This window comes from Mycobacterium tuberculosis H37Rv, from assembly GCF_000195955.2.
Taxonomy (GTDB): domain Bacteria; phylum Actinomycetota; class Actinomycetes; order Mycobacteriales; family Mycobacteriaceae; genus Mycobacterium; species Mycobacterium tuberculosis.
In genome coordinates this window covers 3,142,269-3,166,647 of record NC_000962.3, presented here as the reverse complement: position 1 = coordinate 3,166,647, position 24,379 = coordinate 3,142,269, and the positions used below count along the sequence as shown (strand labels likewise).

The following is a 24,379-nucleotide window of genomic DNA, read 5'->3' as shown; positions in this document are numbered from 1 at the left end:
CGACTGTAGGTAAGGCGCTGACGGGATGCAAATCGCTTGCCGGACGACGGCTCGCCGTTGCGGTCAACGCAGGCCAAGCAGCGCGTTTTCCACCACCTCCGGCAGCGCCGGATGAATCCAGTACTGGCCGCGGGCCATTTCGGCGGCGGTCAGCCCAAAGCTCATCGCCTGGATCAACGGTTGGATGAGCGAGGATGCCTGGTAACCCATGATGTGTGCGCCCAGTAAGCGCCCAGAGCCGCGCTCGGTGATGAGCTTGACGATTCCACTGGTGTCCTCCATCGCCCAGCCGTACGCGACGTCACCATAGTCCTGTATCTTGACCGAAATATCGAGTCCCTTTGCCACAGCTTGGTTTTCAGTGAGTCCGACGGCAGCGATCTGAGGATCGGTGAATACCGCAGCCGGTACGTATCGGTGGTCGGTGACGATCATCGACTGGGTGTCCTCCCAGTCGCAGAGCAGATTGTGCTGCACGACGCGGGCCTCGTGGTTGGCGACATGCTTGAGCAAGTACGGCGACGAGACATCGCCCAGCGCAAAAACCCCACGCGCCGAAGTCCGTTGGTACTCGTCGACTATCACCCGGCCGTCCTCGACATCGACACCGGCCTGCTCGGCATCCAGCAGGTCGGCGTTGGACACCCGGCCTGTCGCTACCAACAGTAGGTCGGCGTTGATGGTGCAACCATCGTCTAGCCGCAGCGCGACGCCCGAGCCGCGCTGCTGGCCGTCCACAACGTTGCGATGGGTGCGCAGCTCCCATTTGGTCGATGCGATGCGGGTGAACCGTTCGCAGATGGTGTCGTCACAATGCCGTAGTAAGCAGCTGCCCCGGATCACCAGGGTGACCCGTACGCCCAGAGCGGAAAACACATGTGCGAATTCCGCTGCAATGAAGCCGCTTCCGACGATCACGATGTGCTCCGGCAACTCGGCGATCCGCATGACGGTATCGCTGGTGTGATAGTCGACGCCGGACGCGAGGATGGCCGGCGGAATCACCGGCCGCGATCCGGCGGCTATCACCACCTGCTCGGCGGTGAACTCTTCACCCGCGTCAGTGCGCAACAGGTAGCGGCCATCGGCCTGAACCGGCCCGAAACGGGTGTGTGTGCGGTACACGTCGATGTTGGGCGCACACCTTCGATAGTCCTCGCCGCTCAGCGCGATCGGATCGATGCGCCCGAAGACGCGCGAGACGACGTCGTCCCATCGCACCCGGTCGATGTGCGCGTCGATACCGTAACGCGACGCGCCTCGGATGGTCTTGGCCACCTCGGCGGCGTAGACGAACATTTTTGTGGGGATGCACCCGACATTGAGGCAGGTGCCGCCGAAGGTGCCCTGCTCGCAGATCGCCGCCCGCTTGCTGGCATAGCGTTCGTCGAGAATGCTGTTGCCCGAACCGGTTCCGATGATCGCGATGTCGTACGTTTCCATTTGTAGGGGCCATCACCCTTTCCCCGACGATGCCGAAGCGTCGGTGTCGTTGTGTGTGCCGAGGTAGTCGTCCAACCAGAGATCCAGTCGGCGATAAGCCATCTGGCGCGGTTGCGGCAGCGACAAGAACACATCGTGTTTGGCGTCCGCCACCGCGATGACGGTGCTGCGGTTGCCGATGCAGCCGGCCCAGCGGGTGATATGGGTGACGTCGAGAACCGCATCGCCGCGGTGCAGGGTCGCCGGGTCGGCCTTTTCCCGTACCGTGTGATCCGAACACAGGATCAGGTTGGGCACACCGACGTCGATCCCGCGATGTAACCGTGCGTGGCCACGACGGCTGGCATGAATCCAGCCGAAGGTGACCGGGAAACCGCCCACCGGTTTCCATTGCAGGTTGTAGTCGAACTCTCCGTCATAGTCCCGGTGCAGCGTGCAACCGTAACCGCCTTCTTTTGGTGGCCGGGCTACCCACTTGGGGCGCATTCGCGCCATCGCGGCGAAGAACGCCGAGGTCAGCGGCAGGCGCAGGATTGCCGGGCCTTGCAGATCCAGGAACGGGCTATTGAGCACCAGGCCGGTGACCCCCGCGCGGGTGATCTCGCCGCGCTGGCGCAACCGGTCCAGCCACAGCGACACGATGAGCCCGCCGGCGGAGTGGCCGTATACCAGGACCTTCGCCGAGCGGTTCTGCTCGTTGATGATGGACAGGGAGTGCTCGAGTTCGGTGTCATAGCGGGCCAGGTCGGTGATGAAGTGCGGCGTCTGGCCGGGCGCTCGCGATCGGCCGCATTTGCGCAGGTCAAGTGCATAGAACGCGAAGCCACGGTTGGCGAAGTGATCGGCCAGCTCGGTATGGAAGAAGTAGTCGGTGTAGCCGTGCACCGCCAGGACCGTGTGGTGTGCCCCAGTGGTGTCTCCGCGGGCTTTCCCTGTTTGCGGACCGCGGCCGACCAGGGTTGCGACAATGTCGCCCTCGTCGTCGGGATCCGGCCCGAGCGGAATTGTGCACTGCCAATAGCCGGGCAGCACATCGGGCACCCAGCCAGTCACGGGGTCAGCTTAGAGCGCGTTCAGATCTTGTGCCGCTCAGCCGGGCTGCCCGGGGTTGCCGTCGAAGCCCGCGGTGCCAGACGAACCGTTCTTGCCGGAGGTAGTGTCGCCATGGCCACCCGCACCGCCGCTGCCGCCCGCGCCACCGGCACCTCCGGCACCACCGGCACCGCCGGCGCCACCGCCGCCGGTGCTGCCCGACTGGCCGATCAACCATCCGCCGGCCCCGCCCGCGCCACCGAGGCCGGGGGCTCCGCCGGCACCGCCGTCACCGCCATTGCCGCCAGTACCGCCCGCCCCTCCGTCACCGCCGGCGGAGTTGGTGGACGCCCCGCCGGGAATAGCTTCGCCTCCGGCGCCGCCGGCACCGCCCTCACCGCCCGCACCGCCGGCGCCGCCCGCACCGCCGAGGCCGCCAGCGCCACCGGCGCCGCCGTTGCCAATCAGCAGCCCGCCTGCACCCCCGTGACCACCTAGACCTCCGGCACCCCCAGCCCCCCCGGTGCCCAGCGCGCTGCCGCCGTCTCCGCCTGTCCCGCCATTGCCCCCGGTTACGGTGGCATTGTCGCCGAGGCTGTTGGCGATGTCGGCTTTGCCGCCGGCGCCGCCGGCACCGCCGGGGGCACCGGCGCCACCGGTACCGCCGTTGCCACCGGCACCGCCGGTGCCGCCGTTGCCGGCCAGCAGGCCGCCACGGCCGCCGTCACCGCCGACGCCACCGCTGCCGCCAGCGCCGCCCGGCGCGTTACTGTCGTGGCCATTGCCACCGTTACCGCCGTTACCCCCGGTCACGCTGGTGGTGGCCTGAGCAAAGCCACCTTTGCCGCCGTTGCCGCCGGCGCCGCCGGAAGCCTCGGCGTTACCTCCCTTACCACCAGCACCACTAACGGCGGTGGCACCGCCTTCGGTGAGGGCTTCCCCGCCAGCGCCACCGTCGCCGCCGTTGGCGCCGTCGCCTCCGGCGCCGCCGGCACCACCAAAGGAGTTACCGGTACCACCAGATGAGTTCCTAGCTGCGCCGCCGGTACCGCCGTTGCCGCCGTTCACGGTGGTGCTGCCGGCATTGCCGTCGCCACCGGCGCCGCCGGTGAGGTCCGTGTTACCACCGTTCCCAATCTGATTTACGCCGTCGCTGCCAGGCGCTGCGGTGCCGATGGGGGTGGGATTGGTGCCGGCGACGCCCATGGCGCCGGTGCCACCTGGCCCGCCGGCACCGCCCTGGCCGAACAGGATGGCGTTGCCACCGTGGCCTCCCTGCCCGCCGCTGCCGCCGTTGATACCTGCGAGGCCGAGCCCGCCTTGCCCGCCGGCCCCGCCGTTGCCGAATAGCAGGCCGCCCGTGCCGCGTTTACCGCCGACCGCGCCAACACCCCCGGCGCCGCCCGCCCCGCCGTTGCCGATCAAGCCGGCGTTGCCGCCGGCGCCGCCGGCCTGGTTGGGCCCACCGGCGGCGCCATTACCGCCGTTGCCGTACAGCAACCCGCCGGGCCCGCCGGCCTGCCCCGGTGTCGATCCGTCGGCGCCGTTACCAATTAGCGGACGTCCGAGCAGTGTCTGGGCGGGCGCATTAATCACGTCTAGCGCAACCTGAAGTGGCGACGCGTTGGCGGCCTCTACGCTGGCGTAGGAAGCCGCGGCCGTGGTCAACGCCTGCACAAACCGACTATGAAACGCCGCTGCCTGGGTGCTGAGGGTTTGGTAGCTCCTGGCATGCGCTCCGAATAGAGCCGCGATCTGCGTGGACACCTCGTCGGCGGCCGCGGCCACCACCTCAACAGTCGGGAGTGCCGCCGCACCATTTGCCGTGCTGATCGCCGAACCAATCTCCGCCAGATTGGTAGCCGCCGCGGTCATCAAGTCGGGTGACGCAACTACATACAACATCGTTACCTCCCAAGAAGAACCGGACTGGGCGGATAGTGCGGATTCTATGGCGGCCAGGGACGCACATTGTGGGCTTCGGGGTAATTGTCTTGGGTTGGCTGCCCCGCGCTGCACAGGGTTACTGGCCCAGGAGGCGGACGTCATCGTGTTAACACCCGTCGGGATAACCTGGGAGCGGCGCAGCCAAGGAAGGAACCAACCGTCCGGTGTCAGACCTAGCCAGAACCGACGTCGTGCTGATCGGTGCGGGCATCATGAGCGCCACGCTGGGGGTGCTGCTGCGTCGGCTCGAACCGAACTGGTCAATCACCCTGATCGAACGGCTGGACGCGGTAGCCGCCGAAAGCAGCGGTCCCTGGAACAACGCCGGCACCGGGCACTCCGCGCTGTGCGAGATGAACTACACCCCAGAAATGCCGGACGGCTCGATCGACATCACCAAAGCGGTGCGTGTCAACGAGCAATTCCAGGTCACCCGCCAGTTCTGGGCATACGCGGCCGAAAACGGCATCCTCACCGACGTGCGCAGCTTCCTCAACCCTGTGCCGCACGTGAGTTTCGTCCATGGATCGCGGGGCGTCGAGTATCTACGGCGCCGCCAAAAGGCGTTGGCCGGCAACCCGCTGTTCGCCGGCACCGAGTTCATCGAGAGTCCCGACGAATTCGCCCGCCGGCTGCCGTTCATGGCCGCTAAACGGGCCTTCTCCGAGCCGGTGGCGCTCAACTGGGCCGCCGACGGCACCGACGTCGACTTCGGTGCCCTCGCCAAACAACTCATCGGCTATTGCGTGCAAAATGGCACTACCGCGTTGTTCGGGCACGAGGTTCGCAACCTCTCGCGGCAATCCGACGGCAGCTGGACGGTCACCATGTGCAACCGCCGGACCGGCGAAAAGCGCAAGTTGAACACCAAGTTCGTCTTTGTCGGGGCCGGGGGTGACACCTTGCCGGTGCTGCAGAAATCCGGGATCAAAGAGGTCAAAGGCTTCGCCGGCTTCCCGATTGGCGGTCGGTTCCTGCGCGCCGGGAACCCGGCGCTCACCGCCTCGCATCGGGCAAAGGTATATGGCTTCCCGGCGCCGGGCGCCCCGCCGTTGGGCGCCTTGCATCTGGATCTGCGGTTTGTCAACGGCAAGTCGTGGCTGGTGTTCGGGCCATACGCCGGCTGGTCGCCGAAGTTCTTGAAACACGGGCAGATCAGCGACCTGCCCCGGTCGATCAGGCCGGACAATCTGTTGTCCGTGCTCGGCGTGGGCCTCACCGAGCGGAGACTGCTGAACTACTTGATCAGCCAGCTGCGTCTCTCTGAACCCGAGCGGGTCAGTGCGCTGCGCGAATTCGCCCCTAGCGCAATCGATTCGGACTGGGAGTTGACGATAGCCGGTCAGCGGGTACAGGTGATCCGGCGAGATGAACGCAACGGCGGGGTGCTCGAGTTCGGCACGACGGTCATCGGCGATGCTGACGGTAGTATTGCCGGACTACTGGGCGGCTCCCCAGGGGCTTCGACCGCGGTGGCGATCATGCTGGACGTGCTGCAGAAATGCTTTGCCAACCGCTATCAATCCTGGCTGCCCACGCTCAAAGAAATGGTGCCGTCGCTGGGGGTGCAGCTGTCGAATGAACCCGCGCTGTTCGACGAGGTGTGGTCATGGAGCACCAAGGCGCTGAAGTTAGGTGCCGCATGACCCGCGCCGGCGACGATACAGTGGGGGTACCGCCCGCTTGCGGGGGAGAGCGGCGCTTATGACCGAAGCACTGCGCCGCGTCTGGGCCAAAGACCTTGACGCCCGGGCCCTTTACGAGCTGCTCAAGTTGAGGGTGGAGGTGTTCGTTGTCGAACAGGCCTGCCCATACCCGGAGCTAGACGGGCGTGACCTGCTTGCCGAGACCAGGCATTTCTGGTTGGAAACGCCCGACGGAGAGGTGACGTGCACGCTACGCCTGATGGAAGAGCACGCCGGGGGTGAGAAGGTCTTCCGGATCGGCCGGCTGTGCACTAAACGCGACGCCCGCGGACAGGGCCACTCCAACCGGCTGCTGTGCGCGGCACTGGCCGAGGTGGGCGACTACCCCTGTCGGATTGATGCACAGGCCTACCTGACGGCCATGTATGCCCAGCACGGCTTCGTCCGCGACGGTGACGAGTTCCTGGACGACGGCATCCCGCATGTGCCCATGTTGCGGCCCGGCTCCGGTCAGGTGGAGCGGCCGTGAAGCCTTATCCGTTCAGCGCGATCGTCGGGCACGATCGGCTGCGGCTCGCGTTGTTGTTGTGTGCCGTGCGACCGGAGATCGGTGGGGCGCTCATCCGTGGCGAGAAGGGCACGGCGAAATCGACGGCGGTGCGCGGGCTGGCCGCGTTGTTGTCGGTCGCGACCGGGAGCACCGAGACCGGCCTCGTGGAGCTGCCGCTGGGGGCCACCGAAGACCGGGTGGTTGGCTCGCTGGATCTGCAGCGGGTGATGCGCGACGGCGAGCACGCGTTCTCTCCGGGACTGCTGGCTCGCGCCCACGGCGGCGTGCTCTACGTCGACGAGGTCAATCTGCTGCATGATCACCTGGTTGACATCCTGCTCGACGCCGCCGCCATGGGACGCGTACACGTCGAACGCGACGGCATCTCCCATTCCCACGAGGCCCGTTTCGTGCTGATCGGCACGATGAATCCGGAGGAGGGCGAACTGCGTCCGCAGCTGCTGGACCGGTTCGGGCTGACCGTCGACGTGCAGGCGTCACGTGACATCGACGTGCGGGTACAGGTCATCCGCCGGCGGATGGCCTACGAAGCCGACCCGGATGCGTTCGTCGCACGCTATGCCGACGCCGACGCGGAGCTGGCCCACCGGATTGCCGCGGCCCGGGCCACGGTAGACGATGTGGTGTTGGGCGACAACGAGTTGCGGCGCATCGCTGCGTTGTGCGCGGCGTTCGACGTGGACGGCATGCGGGCCGATCTGGTAGTGGCCCGGACCGCCGCCGCGCACGCCGCCTGGCGTGGTGTCCGCACCGTTGAGGAGCAGGATATCCGGGCGGCAGCAGAACTGGCGTTGCCGCATCGTCGTCGTCGCGACCCGTTCGACGATCACGGCATCGACCGCGACCAGCTGGATGAGGCGCTGGCGCTGGCGAGCGTCGACCCAGAGCCCGAGCCCGATCCGCCCGGGGGCGGCCAGTCAGCCAATGAACCTGCCTCACAACCGAACTCACGCTCGAAGTCGACAGAACCTGGTGCGCCGAGCTCGATGGGCGACGACCCGCCGCGCCCGGCTTCGCCGCGCTTGCGATCGTCGCCGCGCCCGAGCGCGCCGCCGTCAAAGATATTCCGGACCCGCGCGCTGCGGGTCCCGGGGGTCGGCACGGGCGCGCCGGGGCGACGGTCTCGGGCCCGCAACGCCTCGGGCAGTGTGGTGGCGGCCGCCGAGGTCAGCGACCCCGACGCACATGGACTGCACCTGTTCGCTACCCTGCTGGCCGCCGGCGAGCGTGCGTTCGGAGCCGGGCCGTTGCGCCCGTGGCCGGACGATGTGCGCCGGGCCATCCGCGAGGGTCGCGAAGGCAATCTGGTGATCTTCGTCGTCGACGCTTCCGGATCGATGGCTGCTCGGGACCGGATGGCTGCGGTCAGTGGCGCCACCCTGTCGCTGCTGCGCGACGCCTACCAGCGCAGGGACAAGGTGGCGGTGATCACCTTCCGCCAGCACGAGGCAACGCTGTTGCTGTCGCCGACGTCGTCGGCGCACATCGCCGGCCGGCGACTGGCCCGATTCAGCACCGGCGGCAAGACCCCGCTGGCTGAGGGACTGCTGGCCGCGCGTGCGCTGATCATCCGGGAGAAGGTACGCGACCGCGCCCGACGCCCCCTGGTGGTCGTGCTGACCGACGGCCGGGCCACCGCCGGGCCGGACCCGTTGGGCCGCAGCCGAACCGCGGCTGCCGGGCTGGTCGCCGAGGGCGCGGCCGCGGTGGTGGTGGACTGCGAAACGTCGTATGTACGGCTGGGTTTGGCAGCGCAACTGGCTCGTCAGCTGGGTGCGCCGGTGGTTCGGTTGGAGCAGTTGCACGCGGATTATCTAGTGCATGCCGTGCGTGGCGTGGCTTGACGATGGATAGGTAACCACACATGCCGCAGGGCAATCCGCTCGCAGTGCCCAACGATGGCCTGACCACCCGGGCCCGGCGCAACATGCCGATACTGGCGGTACACACCGGTGAAGGCAAAGGAAAATCGACCGCGGCGTTCGGAATGGCGTTGCGGGCGTGGAACGCTGGTCTGGACATCGCGGTGTTTCAGTTTGTCAAGAGCGCTAAGTGGAAAGTGGGTGAGGAGGCGGCGTTTCGTCAACTGGGCCGGCTGCACGACCAGCACGGGATCGGCGGAGCGGTGGAGTGGCACAAGATGGGTGCGGGCTGGTCCTGGACACGTACGTCTCGCAAGGCCGGCACCGACGTCGATCGTGCGGCCGCGGCGGCGGACGGTTGGGCCGAGATCGCGCTCCGGCTGGCCACGCAACGTCACGACTTCTATCTGCTGGACGAGTTCACCTACCCACTGAAGTGGGGTTGGCTCGACGTCGACGAAGTCGTCGATGTCCTGCGAGCCCGGCCTGGCCATCAGCATGTGGTGATCACCGGGCGAGACGCACCCCAGCGGTTGGTTGCGGCCGCCGATCTGGTGACCGAGATGACCAAGGTGAAGCACCCGATGGATGCGGGCCGCAAGGGGCAGAAGGGCATCGAGTGGTGATGCGGGTATCCGCGGTGGCCGTCGCCGCGCCTGCGTCGGGCAGCGGTAAGACCACGATCGCGACGGGCTTGATCGGAGCGCTGCGGCAGGCCGGTCACACCGTCGCGCCGTTTAAGGTAGGCCCGGATTTTATCGACCCCGGCTATCACGCCCTGGCCGCGGGACGGCCCGGCCGCAATCTCGACCCGGTACTGGTGGGGGAGCGGCTTATCGGCCCCCTGTACGCGCATGGAGTTGCGGGCGCGGACATCGCCGTGATCGAAGGGGTGCTGGGGCTGTTCGACGGGCGCATTGGGCCTGCCGGGGGCGCGCCCGCAGCGGGGTCCACCGCGCACGTCGCTGCTCTGCTTGGCGCCCCGGTGATCCTGGTGGTCGATGCCCGCGGCCAGAGTCACAGCGTTGCCGCACTGCTGCACGGCTTTTCCACGTTCGACACCGCAACTCGGATCGCCGGTGTCATCCTCAACCGGGTCGGATCGGCCCGACATGAACAGGTGCTGCGACAGGCGTGTGACCAGGCCGGTGTCGCGGTCTTGGGCGCCATTCCACGCACAGCTGAACTAGAGCTGCCGACAAGGTATCTGGGTCTGGTTACCGCCGTCGAGTACGGCCGTCGCGCACGGCTCGCCGTGCAGGCGATGACTGCTGTGGTCGCTCGCCACGTCGATCTGGCCGCGGTGATCGCCTGCGCCGGGAGCCAGGCGGCCCACCCGCCATGGGACCCGGTGATTGCCGTCGGCAACACCGCCCGCCAGCCAGCCACGGTTGCCATCGCGGCCGGAAGGGCGTTTACCTTCGGCTACGCCGAACACGCCGAGATGTTGCGCGCCGCCGGGGCTGAAGTGGTCGAGTTCGACCCGCTCAGCGAAACTCTGCCCGAGGGTACGGACGCGGTGGTGTTGCCCGGCGGATTCCCCGAGCAGTTCACCGCCGAGTTGTCCGCCAACGACACCGTCCGGCGGCAGATCAACGAACTGGCCGCTGCCGGCGCCCCGGTGCATGCCGAATGTGCCGGCCTGCTCTATCTGGTTTCTGAACTCGACGGACACCCGATGTGCGGTGTGGTGGCCGGATCGGCGCGGTTCACCCAGCATCTCAAGCTGGGTTATCGCGACGCCGTCGCGGTTGTTGATTCGGCGCTGTACTCCGTCGGCGAGCGCGTGGTTGGACATGAATTCCACCGAACCGCAGTCACATTCGCCGATAGCTATCAGCCCGCGTGGGTGTACCAGGGCCAAGACGTGGACGACGTGCGAGACGGCGCGGTGCACAGCGGCGTGCACGCGTCCTACCTGCATACCCATCCGGCCGCAACACCCGGTGCGGTGGCGCGTTTCGTCGCACATGCGGCCTGCAATACTCCACGAGCGTAACGGCACTGCGAAAAGCCGGGCCGGAAATTCGCAGTGGCGTTACATTCGCGGCCAAAGGGGTGGCGACCCGCGGCGCCCGGTCCCCGCGCTTGCGATCGCCACTGGCCCTGATGGTGGCGACCCGCGGCGCCCGGTCCCCGCGCTTGCGATCGCCACTGGCCCTGATGGTGGCGACCCGCGGCGCCCGGTCCCCGCGCTTGCGATCGCCACTGGCCCTGATGGTGGCGACCCGCGGCGCCCGGTCCCCGCGCTTGCGATCGCCACTAGGCTTGGCGGGTGACCGAGAACCCCTATCTGGTCGGGTTACGGCTGGCTGGCAAGAAGGTCGTCGTGGTTGGCGGGGGCACGGTCGCCCAGCGCCGGTTACCCCTGCTGATCGCCAGTGGCGCGGACGTGCACGTGATCGCCCCCAGCGTCACCCCCGCCGTCGAGGCGATGGACCAGATCACCTTGTCGGTGCGTGACTACCGCGACGGCGACCTTGACGGCGCCTGGTATGCGATCGCGGCCACCGATGACGCGCGGGTGAACGTGGCTGTCGTCGCCGAGGCGGAGCGCCGACGGATCTTTTGCGTCCGGGCCGATATCGCGGTGGAGGGGACGGCGGTGACCCCGGCGTCATTCAGCTATGCGGGCCTGTCGGTGGGGGTGCTCGCCGGTGGTGAGCACCGCCGTTCGGCGGCGATCCGCTCGGCAATCCGGGAGGCGTTGCAGCAGGGCGTCATCACTGCGCAGAGTTCCGACGTCCTCAGCGGCGGAGTGGCGTTGGTCGGCGGCGGTCCCGGCGATCCCGAACTGATCACGGTTCGCGGTCGCCGGCTGCTTGCCCAGGCCGATGTCGTGGTCGCCGACCGGCTCGCCCCGCCCGAACTGCTGGCCGAGCTGCCGCCGCACGTAGAAGTCATCGACGCGGCCAAGATCCCTTACGGCCGGGCCATGGCCCAGGACGCGATCAACGCTGTCCTGATCGAACGGGCCAGATCCGGCAACTTTGTGGTCCGTCTCAAAGGGGGCGACCCCTTCGTGTTCGCCCGGGGCTATGAAGAAGTGCTGGCATGTGCCCACGCCGGAATCCCGGTCACCGTGGTGCCAGGTGTGACGAGTGCCATAGCCGTGCCCGCTATGGCGGGCGTTCCAGTCACTCACCGGGCCATGACCCACGAATTCGTGGTGGTCAGTGGCCATCTTGCGCCCGGTCATCCCGAATCGTTAGTGAATTGGGATGCATTGGCTGCATTGACGGGCACCATCGTTTTGCTGATGGCGGTCGAACGCATCGAGCTTTTCGTTGACGTTCTGCTAAAGGGTGGCCGAACTGCGGATACGCCGGTACTGGTGGTTCAACACGGAACGACCGCCGCTCAACAGACGTTGCGGGCCACCCTTGCCGACACGCCGGAGAAGGTCCGCGCGGCGGGGATCCGACCTCCCGCGATCATCGTGATCGGGGCTGTAGTCGGCCTGAGCGGCGTTCGGGGTTTAAACAATTCTTAAGAATACTGTAAGGTAACCCGCTATGACGGCTCTCAACGACACAGAGCGGGCGGTCCGTAACTGGACAGCCGGACGCCCACACCGTCCGGCCCCGATGCGCCCGCCGCGCTCGGAGGAGACCGCTTCAGAGCGCCCCAGCAGGTACTACCCGACTTGGCTGCCCTCGCGCAGCTTTATCGCTGCGGTTATTGCTATCGGCGGGATGCAGCTGCTGGCGACCATGGACAGCACCGTCGCCATCGTCGCGCTACCTAAGATTCAAAACGAGCTGAGCTTGTCTGATGCCGGCCGCAGCTGGGTGATCACCGCCTACGTGCTGACCTTCGGCGGGCTGATGCTGCTCGGCGGCCGGCTTGGCGACACCATCGGGCGCAAACGCACCTTCATTGTTGGCGTTGCGCTATTCACCATCTCGTCGGTGCTGTGCGCGGTCGCCTGGGACGAGGCGACGTTGGTGATCGCCCGGTTGTCCCAGGGTGTGGGGTCGGCCATCGCATCTCCGACCGGTCTGGCGCTGGTGGCGACCACGTTCCCCAAGGGACCTGCCCGCAACGCCGCGACGGCGGTGTTCGCCGCGATGACCGCGATCGGGTCGGTGATGGGGCTGGTGGTCGGCGGAGCACTGACCGAGGTGTCATGGCGGTGGGCGTTCCTGGTGAACGTGCCGATCGGGCTGGTGATGATCTACCTGGCCCGCACCGCCCTACGGGAAACCAACAAAGAACGGATGAAGCTCGACGCCACCGGGGCCATACTGGCCACGCTGGCATGCACCGCGGCGGTTTTCGCCTTCTCGATCGGTCCTGAAAAGGGCTGGATGTCAGGCATTACCATCGGTTCGGGCCTGGTGGCCTTGGCGGCCGCTGTCGCGTTTGTCATCGTGGAGCGCACTGCCGAGAACCCCGTCGTGCCGTTCCACTTGTTCCGCGACCGCAACCGGTTGGTCACGTTCAGCGCGATCCTGTTGGCCGGCGGCGTCATGTTCAGCCTGACCGTCTGCATCGGCCTGTACGTGCAGGACATCTTGGGCTACAGCGCGCTACGCGCGGGCGTAGGTTTCATCCCGTTCGTCATCGCGATGGGAATCGGCCTAGGTGTGTCCTCGCAGCTGGTGTCCCGGTTTTCGCCACGGGTGTTGACCATCGGCGGCGGATATCTGCTATTCGGCGCCATGCTGTACGGCTCATTTTTCATGCACCGTGGTGTGCCCTACTTCCCCAACCTGGTCATGCCGATCGTCGTCGGCGGGATTGGCATCGGCATGGCCGTCGTCCCGCTGACTCTGTCGGCGATCGCTGGCGTCGGCTTCGACCAGATCGGTCCGGTATCGGCAATTGCGCTGATGCTGCAGAGCCTGGGCGGTCCGCTGGTGCTCGCCGTCATCCAGGCTGTGATCACGTCGCGCACGCTGTACCTGGGCGGTACCACCGGTCCGGTGAAGTTCATGAACGACGTGCAGTTGGCCGCGCTTGACCACGCCTACACCTACGGCCTGCTGTGGGTGGCCGGAGCGGCCATCATCGTCGGCGGTATGGCGCTGTTTATCGGGTATACGCCGCAGCAGGTTGCCCATGCGCAGGAGGTCAAGGAAGCGATCGACGCCGGCGAGCTGTAACCCTTCCCGCCGAGCAGTCATAAAAGCTCCCCTTTTCGGGCAGACCTGGGCGCTTTTGCGTCTGCTCGGCGAATTAGGCTTGCCGCCTGTGATCACCCGGATGTCCGAGTTGTTCTTGCGCACCCTGCGCGACGATCCCGCCGACGCCGAAGTGGCCAGCCACAAACTGCTGATCCGGGCCGGCTACATCCGGCCCGTCGCGCCCGGGCTGTACAGCTGGTTACCGCTCGGCCTGCGAGTGCTGCGCAACATAGAACGGGTCATCCGCGACGAGATGAACGCCATCGGTGGACAGGAGATCCTATTTCCTGCCCTGCTGCCGCGGGCACCGTACGAGACGACCAACCGGTGGACCCAATACGGCGACAGCGTGTTTCGGCTCAAGGACCGCCGCGGCAACGACTACCTGCTGGGCCCCACCCACGAAGAGCTGTTCACCCTGACCGTGAAGGGCGAGTACAGCTCCTACAAGGACTTCCCGCTCACGCTGTACCAAATCCAGACCAAGTACCGCGACGAGGCGCGGCCGCGGGCCGGCATCCTGCGCGCTCGGGAGTTCGTCATGAAGGACTCCTACTCCTTTGACATCGACGCCGCCGGGCTGAAGGCGGCCTACCACGCTCACCGGGAGGCCTACCAGCGCATATTTGACCGACTTCAGGTGCGCTATGTCATCGTTTCGGCAGTGTCCGGGGCGATGGGCGGCAGTGCGTCCGAAGAGTTCTTGGCTGAGAGTCCGTCCGGGGAGGACGCATTTGTCCGGTGCCTCGAGTCGGGTTATGCGGCCAACGTCGAGGCGGTTGTCACCGCCCGCCCGGACACCCTGCCCATCGATGGGCTGCCCGAGGCGGTGGTCCACGACACCGGCGACACCCCAACCATCGCCAGCCTGGTGGCCTGGGCCAACGAGGCCGATCTCGGCCGCACGGTGACCGCCGCGGACACCCTGAAGAACGTCTTAATCAAAGTCCGACAGCCGGGAGGGGACACCGAACTGCTGGCAATCGGCGTGCCCGGCGACCGTGAGGTCGATGACAAAAGGTTGGGCGCAGCGCTGGAACCGGCTGACTACGCGTTGCTCGACGACGATGATTTCGCCAAGCACCCGTTCCTGGTTAAGGGTTATATCGGGCCAAAGGCGTTGCGGGAGAACAATGTCCGCTATCTCGTCGACCCGCGGATAGTCGACGGCACCAGCTGGATCACCGGGGCGGACCAACCCGGCCGCCATGTTGTCGGTTTGGTGGCCGGCCGCGACTTCACCGCAGACGGCACCATTGAGGCCGCCGAGGTGCGCGAAGGCGATCCATCTCCCGACGGCGCCGGTCCGCTGGTCATGGCGCGCGGTATCGAAATTGGGCACATCTTCCAGCTGGGGAGCAAATACACCGACGCCTTCACCGCCGACGTGCTCGGCGAGGATGGCAAGCCTGTGCGGTTGACCATGGGTTCCTACGGCATCGGTGTGTCTCGGTTGGTTGCCGTCGTTGCCGAGCAGCACCACGACGAGCTGGGCCTTCGCTGGCCGTCGACGGTCGCGCCGTTCGATGTTCACCTGGTGATCGCGAACAAGGACGCGCAGGCTCGCGCCGGGGCGACCGCGCTGGCCGCCGATCTGGATCGGCTGGGGGTTGAGGTGTTGCTGGACGACCGCCAGGCATCGCCCGGCGTCAAGTTCAAAGATGCCGAGCTGTTGGGTATGCCCTGGATCGTTGTCGTGGGGCGCGGCTGGGCGGACGGCGTGGTCGAGCTGCGCGACCGGTTCAGCGGTCAGACTCGCGAGCTGGTTGCCGGCGCCTCGCTGGCCACCGATATCGCAGCGGCCGTCACCGGGTAGCTATTCGTCCCCGCCCGGAAAGGCCGCGGTGATGGGCCAGGCGCCCAGCACCCTGTTCCAGCGGGTGGCCATCACCGCGCTCTCGGTCAGAGCCGTCGAAGCGAACACCCGGTCATCGGCCGTCTCGGCATGCTCGACAACCGCCCGCCAGGCCGTTGCCCCGTCGTTCTCCATCCGCACTGCTAGTCGTGCCGCGTCGGCCGCGCTGCTGACCTGCATGGGCAGCTGGTAACCGGCGGCAGCGATCGGGGCGGTGACTCCGCGCGCGGACAGCATCACGATCACGTCGTCTCGGCGGTGGCGGTGCTGCTTCAACGCGTCCGCCACCAAGAAGTTGACACCAGGGGGCGAGAGCGCGGAGACGATGCCGTAGCCGTAAATGGTGGCGTGTTCGACGGCAAGCGCATCGCACAGCGCCGCGTTGTCGGCGCTCCCCTCGGAGGGGGACCTCTTCGGTGTGGCACCGTGGGCGGGTTCGGACGAGGTCATATCGACGGGCCTGAAGGCACGAGCGCAACCGTATAGGAGGCGGTGCAGGACGCGGCAATGGAGGCGAGCAACCCTGCTCGGTAGCCCGATGTCGTCGCCACTAGTCGACTGGCTTCCCCCGCTGACGTGCGCAGCGAATCGATCACGTCGGACACCGCTGGTGGCGGTGCCGCCGGATCGGTTGGGCTGGGACTGGAGCTGCTGGTTTCGCTCGTAGCGGATACCAGCTTGCCCGCGGCCCGGGCGATCTCGGTGGCCAGCGCTCGAGCATGCGAGGTTCGCTGAGTGGCGACGACGGTCAGCGCGGCGGCAACCTGCGGCGGGATCCCGATGGCTGTGGCGGCGGCAGCTGCGAGCGCACCGTCGTGTCGGGCCTGGTCCAACGGCGAGCGCAGCTCTTCGACCGCGGGTGCCTTGGGCGCGGACTCGCCGCAGGCGGACACCACTCCCAGTGCGGCCAGCGCGGCGCCACCGGCCAGCACACCCCGCCTGCTGATGGGTCGATTCGTGAGCCGGTTGATGACTGGTGCTGCTCTAAGCACAGCAACATCCTGCCATCAGAAAGACGCCGCTACGAAGGCAGGCGAGACGTTGAACGGCGTGATCACGGCGTCATTCGTGATTCCTGGCGTATCGTTGGTAGCTACGCCGGCTGCTGCGTGCCGGCGGGACACTGGGAGCCGCCCTGGCGGCGCCTCCGCTAGATGACCGGACAACTCAAGATGAGGAGCTCGCCGTGACCACCGGGCTACCTTCGCAGAGGCAGGTGATCGAGCTACTCGGTGCAGATTTCGCGTGCGCCGGCTACGAGATCGAAGACGTGGTCATCGATGCGCGGGCCCGCCCGCCGCGGATAGCGGTGATCGCCGACGGTGACGCCCCTCTCGACCTGGATACGATAGCCGCATTGTCGCGCAGGGCATCGGCTTTGCTGGACGGCCTGGACGGTGCGAACAAGATCCGGGGCCGCTACCTGCTCGAGGTCAGCTCTCCCGGTGTGGAACGCCCGCTGACCAGCGAAAAGCACTTCCGCCGTGCTCGAGGCCGCAAGGTTGAGCTGGTGTTGTCAGACGGATCGCGACTGACCGGCCGGGTCGGCGAGATGCGTGCTGGCACGGTGGCGTTGGTGATCCGGGAAGACCGGGGCTGGGCAGTCCGTGAGATCCCGCTTGCTGAGATTGTGAAAGCTGTTGTCCAGGTTGAGTTTTCGCCACCGGCTCCGGCGGAGTTGGAACTGGCCCAGTCTTCCGAGATGGGGCTGGCCCGCGGGACGGAGGCCGGAGCATGAACATCGACATGGCTGCTCTGCATGCCATCGAGGTGGACCGGGGTATCTCGGTCAATGAACTGCTCGAAACGATCAAGTCCGCGCTGTTGACTGCCTACCGGCACACCCAAGGTCACCAGACCGATGCGCGCATCGAGATCGACCGGAAAACCGGTGTCGTTCGGGTGATCGCCCGTGAGACCGATGAGGCTGGCAATCTCATCAGCGAGTGGGACGACACTCCAGAGGGCTTCGGCCGGATCGCCGCCACGACGGCACGCCAAGTGATGTTGCAGCGATTCCGCGACGCCGAGAACGAGCGCACCTACGGCGAGTTCTCCACCCGCGAGGGCGAGATCGTTGCGGGAGTGATCCAGCGCGATAGCCGGGCCAACGCCCGCGGTCTGGTCGTCGTCCGGATTGGCACCGAGACCAAGGCTTCCGAGGGTGTGATCCCGGCCGCTGAGCAGGTACCGGGGGAGAGCTATGAACATGGCAACCGGCTGCGCTGCTACGTAGTTGGTGTAACCCGAGGTGCCCGCGAGCCGCTGATTACGCTGTCGCGCACGCACCCCAATCTGGTGCGCAAGCTGTTCTCGCTGGAAGTCCCCGAGATCGCCGACGGATCGGTGGAGATCGTCGCGGTGGCCCGGGAGGCCGGCCACCGCTCCAAGATCGCTGTGCGGTCCAACGTTGCCGGCTTGAACGCCAAGGGTGCTTGCATCGGTCCGATGGGGCAACGGGTCCGCAACGTGATGAGCGAGCTGTCCGGGGAGAAGATCGACATCATCGACTATGACGACGATCCGGCGCGTTTTGTCGCCAACGCGTTGTCGCCGGCCAAGGTGGTGTCGGTGTCGGTGATCGACCAGACCGCCCGGGCCGCCCGCGTGGTGGTGCCCGATTTCCAATTGTCGCTGGCAATCGGAAAGGAAGGGCAGAACGCCCGGCTGGCTGCCCGGCTCACCGGGTGGCGTATCGATATTCGCGGCGATGCGCCGCCGCCCCCGCCCGGTCAGCCCGAACCCGGAGTCAGCCGCGGTATGGCGCACGACCGCTAGCGCCGTGCGTTATCCCACGGCAGATAGCCGGGCAATCGGGCTTGCCCGGTGACGCTACACTTAGCCGTGATCCAGCGCGAGCCTTCGGCCTCGGCGCATCGACGCCCGGATAATCCCCGCGGACCGGTGCGGACGTGTGTCGGGTGCCGAAAGCGAGGGTTGGCCGTCGAACTGCTTCGAGTGGTGGCTGTGTCGACCGGGAACGGCAACTACGCCGTGATCGTTGATACAGCGACCAGCCTGCCGGGGCGGGGTGCGTGGCTGCATCCGCTACGGCAGTGCGCGCAACAAGCGATTCGGCGGCGGGCTTTCGCAAGAGCGCTGCGCATCGCCGGTTCGCCGGACACATCCGCAGTGGTCGAGTACCTGGAGTCTCTAGGCGAGCTCGAACCACCGGGCAACAGAACAGGTAGCAATAGAACATGAGCACACCGTGAAGTCCCGATGACAATGCGTCATAGCTAAACCCGAGGCGCGGCCCACGACTGTCGCCTCATGGACAGGAGATGTAGTGGCAGCAGGTAAGGCCCGCGTACACGAGTTGGCTAAGGAACTCGGTGTAACCAGCAAGGAAGTTCTCGCCCGGCTGAGCGAGCAGGGCGAATTCGTCAAATCAGCATCGTCGACGGTGGAAGCACCGGTTGCCCGTCGGCTGCGTGAATCGTTCGGTGGCAGCAAACCTGCCCCGGCGAAAGGCACCGCCAAGTCCCCCGGCAAAGGCCCCGACAAGTCCCTTGACAAGGCGCTGGACGCCGCGATCGACATGGCCGCAGGCAACGGCAAGGCGACTGCCGCGCCCGCCAAGGCCGCCGATTCCGGCGGGGCGGCAATCGTCTCCCCAACTACCCCCGCCGCACCCGAGCCTCCGACCGCAGTGCCGCCCAGCCCTCAGGCACCCCACCCCGGCATGGCTCCCGGGGCGCGGCCGGGCCCGGTGCCGAAGCCGGGGATTCGCACCCCGCGCGTCGGCAACAACCCGTTCTCGTCGGCGCAACCCGCCGACCGGCCCATCCCGCGTCCGCCGGCTCCCCGCCCCGGTACCGCCCGGCCCGGGGTTCCACGTCCGGGCGCCTCGCCCGGCAGCATGCCGCCACGCCCCGGTGGAGCTGTCGGGGGTGCCCGTCCACCACGTCCTGGTGCGCCACGACCCGGGGGCCGGCCCGGTGCGCCCGGCGCTGGCCGTTCCGACGCGGGCGGCGGCAACTACCGGGGTGGCGGCGTGGGTGCCGCTCCCGGAACGGGCTTCCGCGGCCGTCCCGGGGGCGGCGGCGGTGGCCGTCCCGGGCAGCGTGGCGGTGCCGCCGGCGCGTTCGGCCGCCCGGGTGGTGCGCCCCGGCGCGGCCGCAAGTCCAAGCGGCAGAAGCGCCAGGAGTACGACTCGATGCAGGCTCCGGTCGTCGGCGGGGTGCGGTTGCCGCACGGCAACGGCGAAACGATCCGGCTCGCACGCGGCGCGTCGCTCAGCGACTTCGCGGACAAAATCGACGCCAACCCCGCGGCGCTGGTGCAGGCGCTGTTCAACCTCGGCGAGATGGTGACGGCCACCCAGTCGGTCGGCGACGAGACGCTGGAGTTGCTGGGCAGCGAGATGAACTACAACGTTCAGGTCGTCAGCCCGGAGGACGAAGACCGCGAGCTGCTGGAATCCTTCGACCTCAGCTACGGTGAGGACGAGGGCGGCGAGGAGGACCTTCAGGTTCGCCCGCCGGTGGTGACGGTGATGGGTCACGTCGACCACGGCAAGACCCGGCTGTTGGACACCATCCGCAAGGCCAACGTCCGCGAGGCCGAGGCCGGCGGCATCACCCAGCACATCGGTGCCTACCAGGTGGCCGTCGATCTGGACGGCAGCCAGCGGCTGATCACCTTTATCGACACCCCGGGCCACGAGGCGTTCACCGCCATGCGTGCCCGTGGCGCCAAGGCGACCGATATCGCCATTTTGGTGGTCGCCGCTGACGATGGAGTGATGCCGCAGACGGTCGAGGCCATCAACCACGCGCAGGCCGCCGACGTGCCGATCGTGGTGGCGGTCAACAAGATCGACAAGGAGGGTGCCGACCCGGCCAAGATTCGCGGGCAGCTTACCGAATATGGTTTAGTGCCAGAGGAATTCGGCGGTGACACGATGTTCGTCGACATCTCGGCCAAGCAGGGCACCAATATCGAGGCGCTGGAGGAGGCCGTGTTGCTGACCGCCGACGCCGCGCTGGACCTGCGGGCAAACCCCGACATGGAAGCCCAGGGTGTGGCGATCGAGGCGCACTTGGACCGTGGTCGCGGCCCAGTGGCTACCGTGCTGGTGCAGCGCGGCACCCTGCGGGTCGGTGACTCGGTGGTCGCCGGCGACGCCTATGGCCGTGTTCGCCGCATGGTCGACGAACACGGCGAAGACGTCGAGGTTGCGCTGCCGTCGCGGCCTGTGCAGGTCATTGGCTTCACGTCGGTGCCCGGCGCCGGCGACAACTTCCTCGTCGTCGACGAGGACCGTATCGCCCGCCAAATCGCCGACCGGCGTAGCGCTCGCAAGCGCAACGCCCTGGCGGCGCGCTCACGCAAGCGGATCAGCCTGGAGGACCTGGACTCGGCGCTGAAGGAAACCAGCCAGCTGAACCTGATCCTCAAGGGCGACAACGCCGGTACCGTCGAGGCGCTGGAAGAGGCCCTGATGGGTATCCAGGTGGACGACGAGGTGGTGCTGCGGGTGATCGACCGCGGTGTCGGCGGCATTACCGAAACCAACGTCAACCTGGCGTCGGCTTCCGATGCGGTGATCATCGGTTTCAATGTGCGCGCCGAAGGCAAGGCGACCGAGCTGGCCAGCCGCGAAGGCGTGGAGATCCGCTACTACTCGGTCATCTACCAGGCGATCGACGAGATCGAGCAGGCGCTGCGTGGCCTGCTCAAGCCGATCTACGAGGAAAACCAGCTGGGTCGGGCTGAGATCCGGGCGTTGTTCCGGTCTTCGAAGGTCGGCCTCATCGCCGGCTGCCTGGTCACCTCGGGTGTGATGCGGCGCAACGCCAAGGCGCGGCTGTTGCGGGACAACATCGTGGTCGCCGAGAACCTTTCGATCGCTTCGCTGCGCCGGGAGAAGGACGACGTGACCGAGGTGCGCGACGGCTTCGAGTGTGGCCTGACACTGGGTTACGCCGACATCAAGGAGGGCGACGTCATCGAGTCCTACGAGCTGGTCCAGAAGGAACGCGCCTGATGGCTGATGCTGCTAGGGCGCGGCGGCTGGCCAAACGGATCGCCGCGATCGTCGCCTCGGCGATCGAGTACGAGATCAAGGATCCTGGATTGGCCGGGGTGACCATCACCGATGCGAAGGTGACCGCCGACTTGCACGATGCCACGGTGTACTACACGGTGATGGGACGCACGCTACACGACGAGCCGAACTGCGCCGGCGCGGCCGCCGCGCTGGAACGGGCCAAAGGGGTGCTGCGCACCAAGGTCGGGGCGGGCACCGGCGTTCGGTTCACTCCCACCTTGACGTTCACGCTCGACACGATCTCGGACAGTGTGCACCGGATGGACGAGTTGCTGGCCCGCGCTCGCGCCGCGGATGCCGATCTGGCGCGGGTCCGGGTGGGCGCCAAACCGGCGGGGGAGGCCGACCCGTACCGTGATAACGGGTCGGTGGCGCAATCACCGGCTCCCGGGGGACTGGGTATCAGAACGAGCGACGGACCCGAGGCTGTGGAGGCACCGCTCACTTGCGGGGGAGACACCGGTGACGACGATCGACCCAAGGAGTGAGCTGGTCGACGGGCGGCGTCGCGCGGGGGCCCGCGTGGACGCCGTCGGTGCCGCTGCGCTGTTGTCGGCCGCTGCCAGGGTCGGGGTAGTCTGCCACGTCCACCCCGATGCCGACACCATCGGCGCCGGATTGGCATTGGCATTGGTGTTGGACGGGTGCGGCAAGCGGGTAGAGGTCAGCTTTGCCGCGCCGGCGACACTGCCCGAGTCGCTGCGTTCGCTGCCGGGCTGCCATCTGCTGGTCCGCCCTGAGGTGATGCGCCGCGATGTCGATTTGGTTGTGACTGTTGACATTCCGAGTGTTGATCGGCTCGGTGCTCTGGGCGATCTAACTGATTCCGGGCGGGAGCTCCTGGTAATCGACCATCACGCCTCCAACGACCTGTTCGGCACCGCGAATTTCATTGACCCGTCGGCGGATTCCACCACGACGATGGTTGCCGAGATCCTCGACGCGTGGGGGAAACCGATAGACCCGCGCGTCGCGCACTGCATCTACGCCGGGTTGGCGACCGACACGGGGTCGTTTCGCTGGGCCAGTGTGCGGGGGTATCGGCTGGCGGCGCGGCTGGTAGAGATCGGTGTGGACAACGCCACCGTCAGCAGGACCTTGATGGACAGCCATCCCTTCACCTGGTTGCCGTTGCTATCGCGGGTGTTGGGTTCGGCGCAGCTGGTGTCCGAGGCGGTCGGTGGCCGCGGGCTGGTTTACGTCGTCGTCGACAACCGGGAGTGGGTCGCTGCGCGCTCGGAGGAAGTGGAAAGCATCGTCGACATCGTCCGCACCACGCAACAAGCCGAGGTCGCGGCGGTGTTCAAGGAGGTCGAACCGCATCGGTGGTCGGTGTCGATGCGGGCTAAGACCGTGAATTTGGCCGCGGTTGCCTCTGGGTTCGGTGGCGGTGGTCACCGGCTGGCCGCGGGGTATACGACCACCGGCTCGATCGACGACGCTGTGGCGTCGTTGCGCGCGGCGCTTGGTTAGCCGCCGTTGAGCCAGGTGGGGCACCGCGCGGGCGGCCGTCAGATCGCGCAGCTGGCGTTGCCCGCGCTGGGCGTGCTGGCCGCCGAGCCGCTGTACCTGCTGTTCGACATCGCCGTGGTGGGCCGGCTGGGGGCGATATCGCTGGCGGGTCTGGCTATCGGCAGTCTGGTGCTCGGCCTGGTTGGTTCCCAGGCGACGTTTTTGTCCTACGGCACCACAGCGCGCGCGGCGCGTCGTTACGGTGCCGGCAACCGGGTGGCCGCGGTCACCGAAGGTGTACAGGCGACCTGGTTGGCGTTGGGTCTGGGCGCGTTGGTCGTCGTCGTGGTGGAAGCCACCGCGACGCCGCTGGTGTCGGCGATCGCTTCTGGCGATGGCATCACCGCGGCGGCCTTGCCGTGGCTGCGGATCGCGATCCTGGGCACGCCGGCGATCCTGGTCTCGCTCGCCGGCAACGGCTGGCTGCGCGGCGTGCAGGACACCGTGCGACCGCTGCGGTATGTGGTCGCCGGCTTCGGGTCGTCGGCTCTGCTGTGCCCGCTGCTGGTTTACGGTTGGCTGGGGTTGCCCCGCTGGGGGTTAACCGGCTCGGCGGTGGCCAATCTGGTGGGGCAGTGGCTGGCGGCGCTGCTGTTTGCCGGTGCGTTACTGGCCGAGCGGGTGTCGCTGCGGCCGGACCGCGCCGTGCTGGGCGCCCAGCTGATGATGGCGCGGGACCTGATCGTGCGGACCCTGGCCTTCCAAGTTTGTTATGTCTCGGCTGCGGCGGTGGCCGCGAGGTTCGGCGCTGCCGCGCTCGCGGCCCACCAGGTCGTGTTGCAGTTGTGGGGTCTTCTTGCGCTGGTTCTTGATTCGCTAGCGATTGCGGCGCAGTCGCTGGTCGGTGCCGCGTTGGGTGCCGGTGATGCCGGGCACGCTAAGGCGGTGGCATGGCGGGTGACGGCGTTTTCGCTGTTGGCGGCGGGAATTTTGGCAGCGGCGTTAGGGCTAGGCTCCTCGGTGCTGCCCGGGCTATTCACCGACGATCGATCGGTACTCGCCGCGATCGGGGTGCCGTGGTGGTTCATGGTAGTCCAATTGCCTTTTGCGGGAATTGTTTTCGCAGTTGACGGGGTGCTGCTGGGCGCGGGCGACGCCGCGTTCATGCGGACGGCGACGGTGGCGAGTGCGTTGGTGGGCTTTTTGCCGCTTGTCTGGTTGTCGCTGGCGTATGGCTGGGGGCTGGCGGGTATCTGGTCGGGACTGGGCACGTTTATCGTGCTGCGGCTGATATTCGTCGGATGGCGGGCGTACAGCGGTCGGTGGGCGGTGACGGGCGCGGCGTAGCTGGCCGACATTGCCGTGACGGCGGTGATTGGTTCATCGA

20 protein-coding genes and 5 other annotated features are annotated in these 24,379 nt (G+C 67.2%); of the genes, 15 read left to right on the top strand and 5 right to left on the bottom strand.

Annotation, left to right across the window (positions count from 1 at the left end; genetic code table 11):
• Positions 1-63: 63 nt before the first annotated feature.
• Genes mtr through PE_PGRS48 form a run of 3 tightly spaced genes read right to left on the bottom strand, consistent with a single transcriptional unit; the run spans position 64 to position 4,380 of the window.
• Positions 64-1,443 (bottom strand): mycothione reductase, encoded by a 1,380-nt coding sequence (gene mtr, locus Rv2855; RefSeq protein ID YP_177910.1) that lies wholly within the window; start codon positions 1,441-1,443, stop codon positions 64-66.
• 12 nt (positions 1,444-1,455) lie between these two features.
• The gene (locus Rv2854; protein NP_217370.1) at positions 1,456-2,496 is read right to left on the bottom strand and encodes a hypothetical protein; all 1,041 of its coding nucleotides are present in this window, start codon (positions 2,494-2,496) and stop codon (positions 1,456-1,458) included.
• Between the two features lie 36 nt (positions 2,497-2,532).
• Positions 2,533-4,380, bottom strand: coding sequence for a PE-PGRS family protein PE_PGRS48 (gene PE_PGRS48, locus Rv2853; RefSeq protein ID YP_177909.1), 1,848 nt, complete (start codon positions 4,378-4,380; stop codon positions 2,533-2,535).
• Between the two features lie 206 nt (positions 4,381-4,586).
• On the opposite strand from PE_PGRS48, the gene mqo reads away from it, so the two are divergent.
• The 8 genes from mqo (at position 4,587) to proS (ending at position 15,446) form a co-directional block, all read left to right on the top strand.
• On the top strand, positions 4,587-6,068 hold the full coding sequence (gene mqo / locus Rv2852c; RefSeq protein NP_217368.1) for a malate:quinone oxidoreductase: 1,482 nt from the start codon (positions 4,587-4,589) through the stop codon (positions 6,066-6,068).
• Positions 6,065-6,126 (top strand) — a repeat region (62 bp Mycobacterial Interspersed Repetitive Unit,Class III). Its footprint overlaps the gene before it by 4 nt.
• A complete protein-coding gene (locus Rv2851c) occupies positions 6,127-6,597 on the top strand; it encodes a GCN5-like N-acetyltransferase (protein NP_217367.1) in 471 nt (156 codons plus the stop codon).
• On the top strand, positions 6,594-8,483 hold the full coding sequence (locus tag Rv2850c) for a magnesium chelatase (protein NP_217366.1): 1,890 nt from the start codon (positions 6,594-6,596) through the stop codon (positions 8,481-8,483). Before Rv2851c ends, Rv2850c begins: the two co-directional genes overlap by 4 nt.
• 20 nt (positions 8,484-8,503) lie before the next feature.
• Entirely contained in the window at positions 8,504-9,127 is a 624-nt protein-coding gene (gene cobO, locus Rv2849c) for a cob(I)alamin adenosyltransferase (RefSeq protein ID YP_177908.1), read from the top strand.
• Entirely contained in the window at positions 9,127-10,500 is a 1,374-nt protein-coding gene (gene cobB, locus Rv2848c) for a cobyrinic acid A,C-diamide synthase (RefSeq protein NP_217364.1), read from the top strand. Before cobO ends, cobB begins: the two co-directional genes overlap by 1 nt.
• Before the next feature lie 58 nt (positions 10,501-10,558).
• Positions 10,559-10,612, top strand: a repeat region (54 bp direct repeat 1,GGTGGCGACCCGCGGCGCCCGGTCCCCGCGCTTGCGATCGCCACTGGCCCTGAT).
• Positions 10,613-10,666: a repeat region (54 bp direct repeat 2,GGTGGCGACCCGCGGCGCCCGGTCCCCGCGCTTGCGATCGCCACTGGCCCTGAT), on the top strand.
• Positions 10,667-10,720 (top strand) — a repeat region (54 bp direct repeat 3,GGTGGCGACCCGCGGCGCCCGGTCCCCGCGCTTGCGATCGCCACTGGCCCTGAT).
• Positions 10,721-10,774, top strand: a repeat region (54 bp direct repeat 4,GGTGGCGACCCGCGGCGCCCGGTCCCCGCGCTTGCGATCGCCACTAGGCTTGGC).
• 2 nt (positions 10,775-10,776) lie between these two features.
• Positions 10,777-11,994: a multifunctional uroporphyrin-III C-methyltransferase/precorrin-2 oxidase/ferrochelatase gene (cysG, locus tag Rv2847c; protein ID NP_215025.2), complete on the top strand. Its 1,218-nt coding sequence runs from the start codon at positions 10,777-10,779 to the stop codon at positions 11,992-11,994.
• 22 nt (positions 11,995-12,016) lie between these two features.
• Complete coding sequence (gene efpA, locus Rv2846c; RefSeq protein NP_217362.1) at positions 12,017-13,609, top strand: MFS-type transporter EfpA; 1,593 nt, start codon at positions 12,017-12,019, stop codon at positions 13,607-13,609.
• Positions 13,610-13,697: 88 nt separating this feature from the next.
• Positions 13,698-15,446 carry a proline--tRNA ligase gene (gene proS / locus Rv2845c; RefSeq protein ID NP_217361.1) on the top strand — a complete coding sequence of 583 codons (1,749 nt, stop codon included), beginning with the start codon at positions 13,698-13,700 and terminating at the stop codon, positions 15,444-15,446.
• On the opposite strand, the gene Rv2844 is transcribed toward proS, so the two are convergent.
• Both Rv2844 and Rv2843 read right to left on the bottom strand, forming a co-directional pair.
• Positions 15,447-15,935 carry a hypothetical protein gene (locus Rv2844; RefSeq protein ID NP_217360.1) on the bottom strand — a complete coding sequence of 163 codons (489 nt, stop codon included), beginning with the start codon at positions 15,933-15,935 and terminating at the stop codon, positions 15,447-15,449.
• Positions 15,932-16,477 (bottom strand): hypothetical protein, encoded by a 546-nt coding sequence (locus tag Rv2843; protein ID NP_217359.1) that lies wholly within the window; start codon positions 16,475-16,477, stop codon positions 15,932-15,934. Before Rv2843 ends, Rv2844 begins: the two co-directional genes overlap by 4 nt.
• 194 nt (positions 16,478-16,671) lie before the next feature.
• Between Rv2843 and Rv2842c the strand changes: the two genes are divergently transcribed.
• From Rv2842c to dinF, 7 genes are all read left to right on the top strand, one after another.
• On the top strand, positions 16,672-17,223 hold the full coding sequence (locus Rv2842c) for a ribosome maturation factor RimP (protein NP_217358.1): 552 nt from the start codon (positions 16,672-16,674) through the stop codon (positions 17,221-17,223).
• Complete coding sequence (gene nusA / locus Rv2841c) at positions 17,220-18,263, top strand: transcription termination/antitermination protein NusA (protein NP_217357.1); 1,044 nt, start codon at positions 17,220-17,222, stop codon at positions 18,261-18,263. The genes Rv2842c and nusA overlap by 4 nt, the downstream gene beginning before the upstream one ends.
• Positions 18,264-18,389: 126 nt before the next feature.
• Positions 18,390-18,689, top strand: a complete 300-nt coding sequence (locus Rv2840c) for a hypothetical protein (protein NP_217356.3) — start codon at positions 18,390-18,392, stop codon at positions 18,687-18,689.
• Positions 18,690-18,774: 85 nt separating this feature from the next.
• Positions 18,775-21,477 carry a translation initiation factor IF-2 gene (infB, locus tag Rv2839c; RefSeq protein NP_217355.1) on the top strand — a complete coding sequence of 901 codons (2,703 nt, stop codon included), beginning with the start codon at positions 18,775-18,777 and terminating at the stop codon, positions 21,475-21,477.
• Positions 21,477-22,028, top strand: a complete 552-nt coding sequence (rbfA, locus tag Rv2838c) for a ribosome-binding factor RbfA (RefSeq protein ID NP_217354.1) — start codon at positions 21,477-21,479, stop codon at positions 22,026-22,028. The genes infB and rbfA overlap by 1 nt, the downstream gene beginning before the upstream one ends.
• A complete protein-coding gene (locus Rv2837c; RefSeq protein ID NP_217353.1) occupies positions 22,003-23,013 on the top strand; it encodes a bifunctional oligoribonuclease/PAP phosphatase NrnA in 1,011 nt (336 codons plus the stop codon). Before rbfA ends, Rv2837c begins: the two co-directional genes overlap by 26 nt.
• 6 nt (positions 23,014-23,019) lie before the next feature.
• Complete coding sequence (dinF, locus tag Rv2836c; protein NP_217352.1) at positions 23,020-24,339, top strand: DNA-damage-inducible protein DinF; 1,320 nt, start codon at positions 23,020-23,022, stop codon at positions 24,337-24,339.
• The last annotated feature ends 40 nt before the right edge of the window (positions 24,340-24,379 follow it).

Bases quoted from the DNA above. Each gene is read 5' to 3' on its own strand.
- mtr (YP_177910.1), bottom strand. From the start codon at position 1,443: ATGGAAACGTACGACATCGCGATCATCGGAACCGGTTCGGGCAACAGC.
- PE_PGRS48 (YP_177909.1), bottom strand. From the start codon at position 4,380: ATGTTGTATGTAGTTGCGTCACCCGACTTGATGACCGCGGCGGCTACC.
- rbfA (NP_217354.1), top strand. From the start codon at position 21,477: ATGGCTGATGCTGCTAGGGCGCGGCGGCTGGCCAAACGGATCGCCGCG.
- Rv2851c (NP_217367.1), top strand. From the start codon at position 6,127: ATGACCGAAGCACTGCGCCGCGTCTGGGCCAAAGACCTTGACGCCCGG.
- Rv2844 (NP_217360.1), bottom strand. From the start codon at position 15,935: ATGACCTCGTCCGAACCCGCCCACGGTGCCACACCGAAGAGGTCCCCC.
- nusA (NP_217357.1), top strand. From the start codon at position 17,220: ATGAACATCGACATGGCTGCTCTGCATGCCATCGAGGTGGACCGGGGT.
- efpA (NP_217362.1), top strand. From the start codon at position 12,017: ATGACGGCTCTCAACGACACAGAGCGGGCGGTCCGTAACTGGACAGCC.
- cobO (YP_177908.1), top strand. From the start codon at position 8,504: ATGCCGCAGGGCAATCCGCTCGCAGTGCCCAACGATGGCCTGACCACC.
- cobB (NP_217364.1), top strand. From the start codon at position 9,127: ATGCGGGTATCCGCGGTGGCCGTCGCCGCGCCTGCGTCGGGCAGCGGT.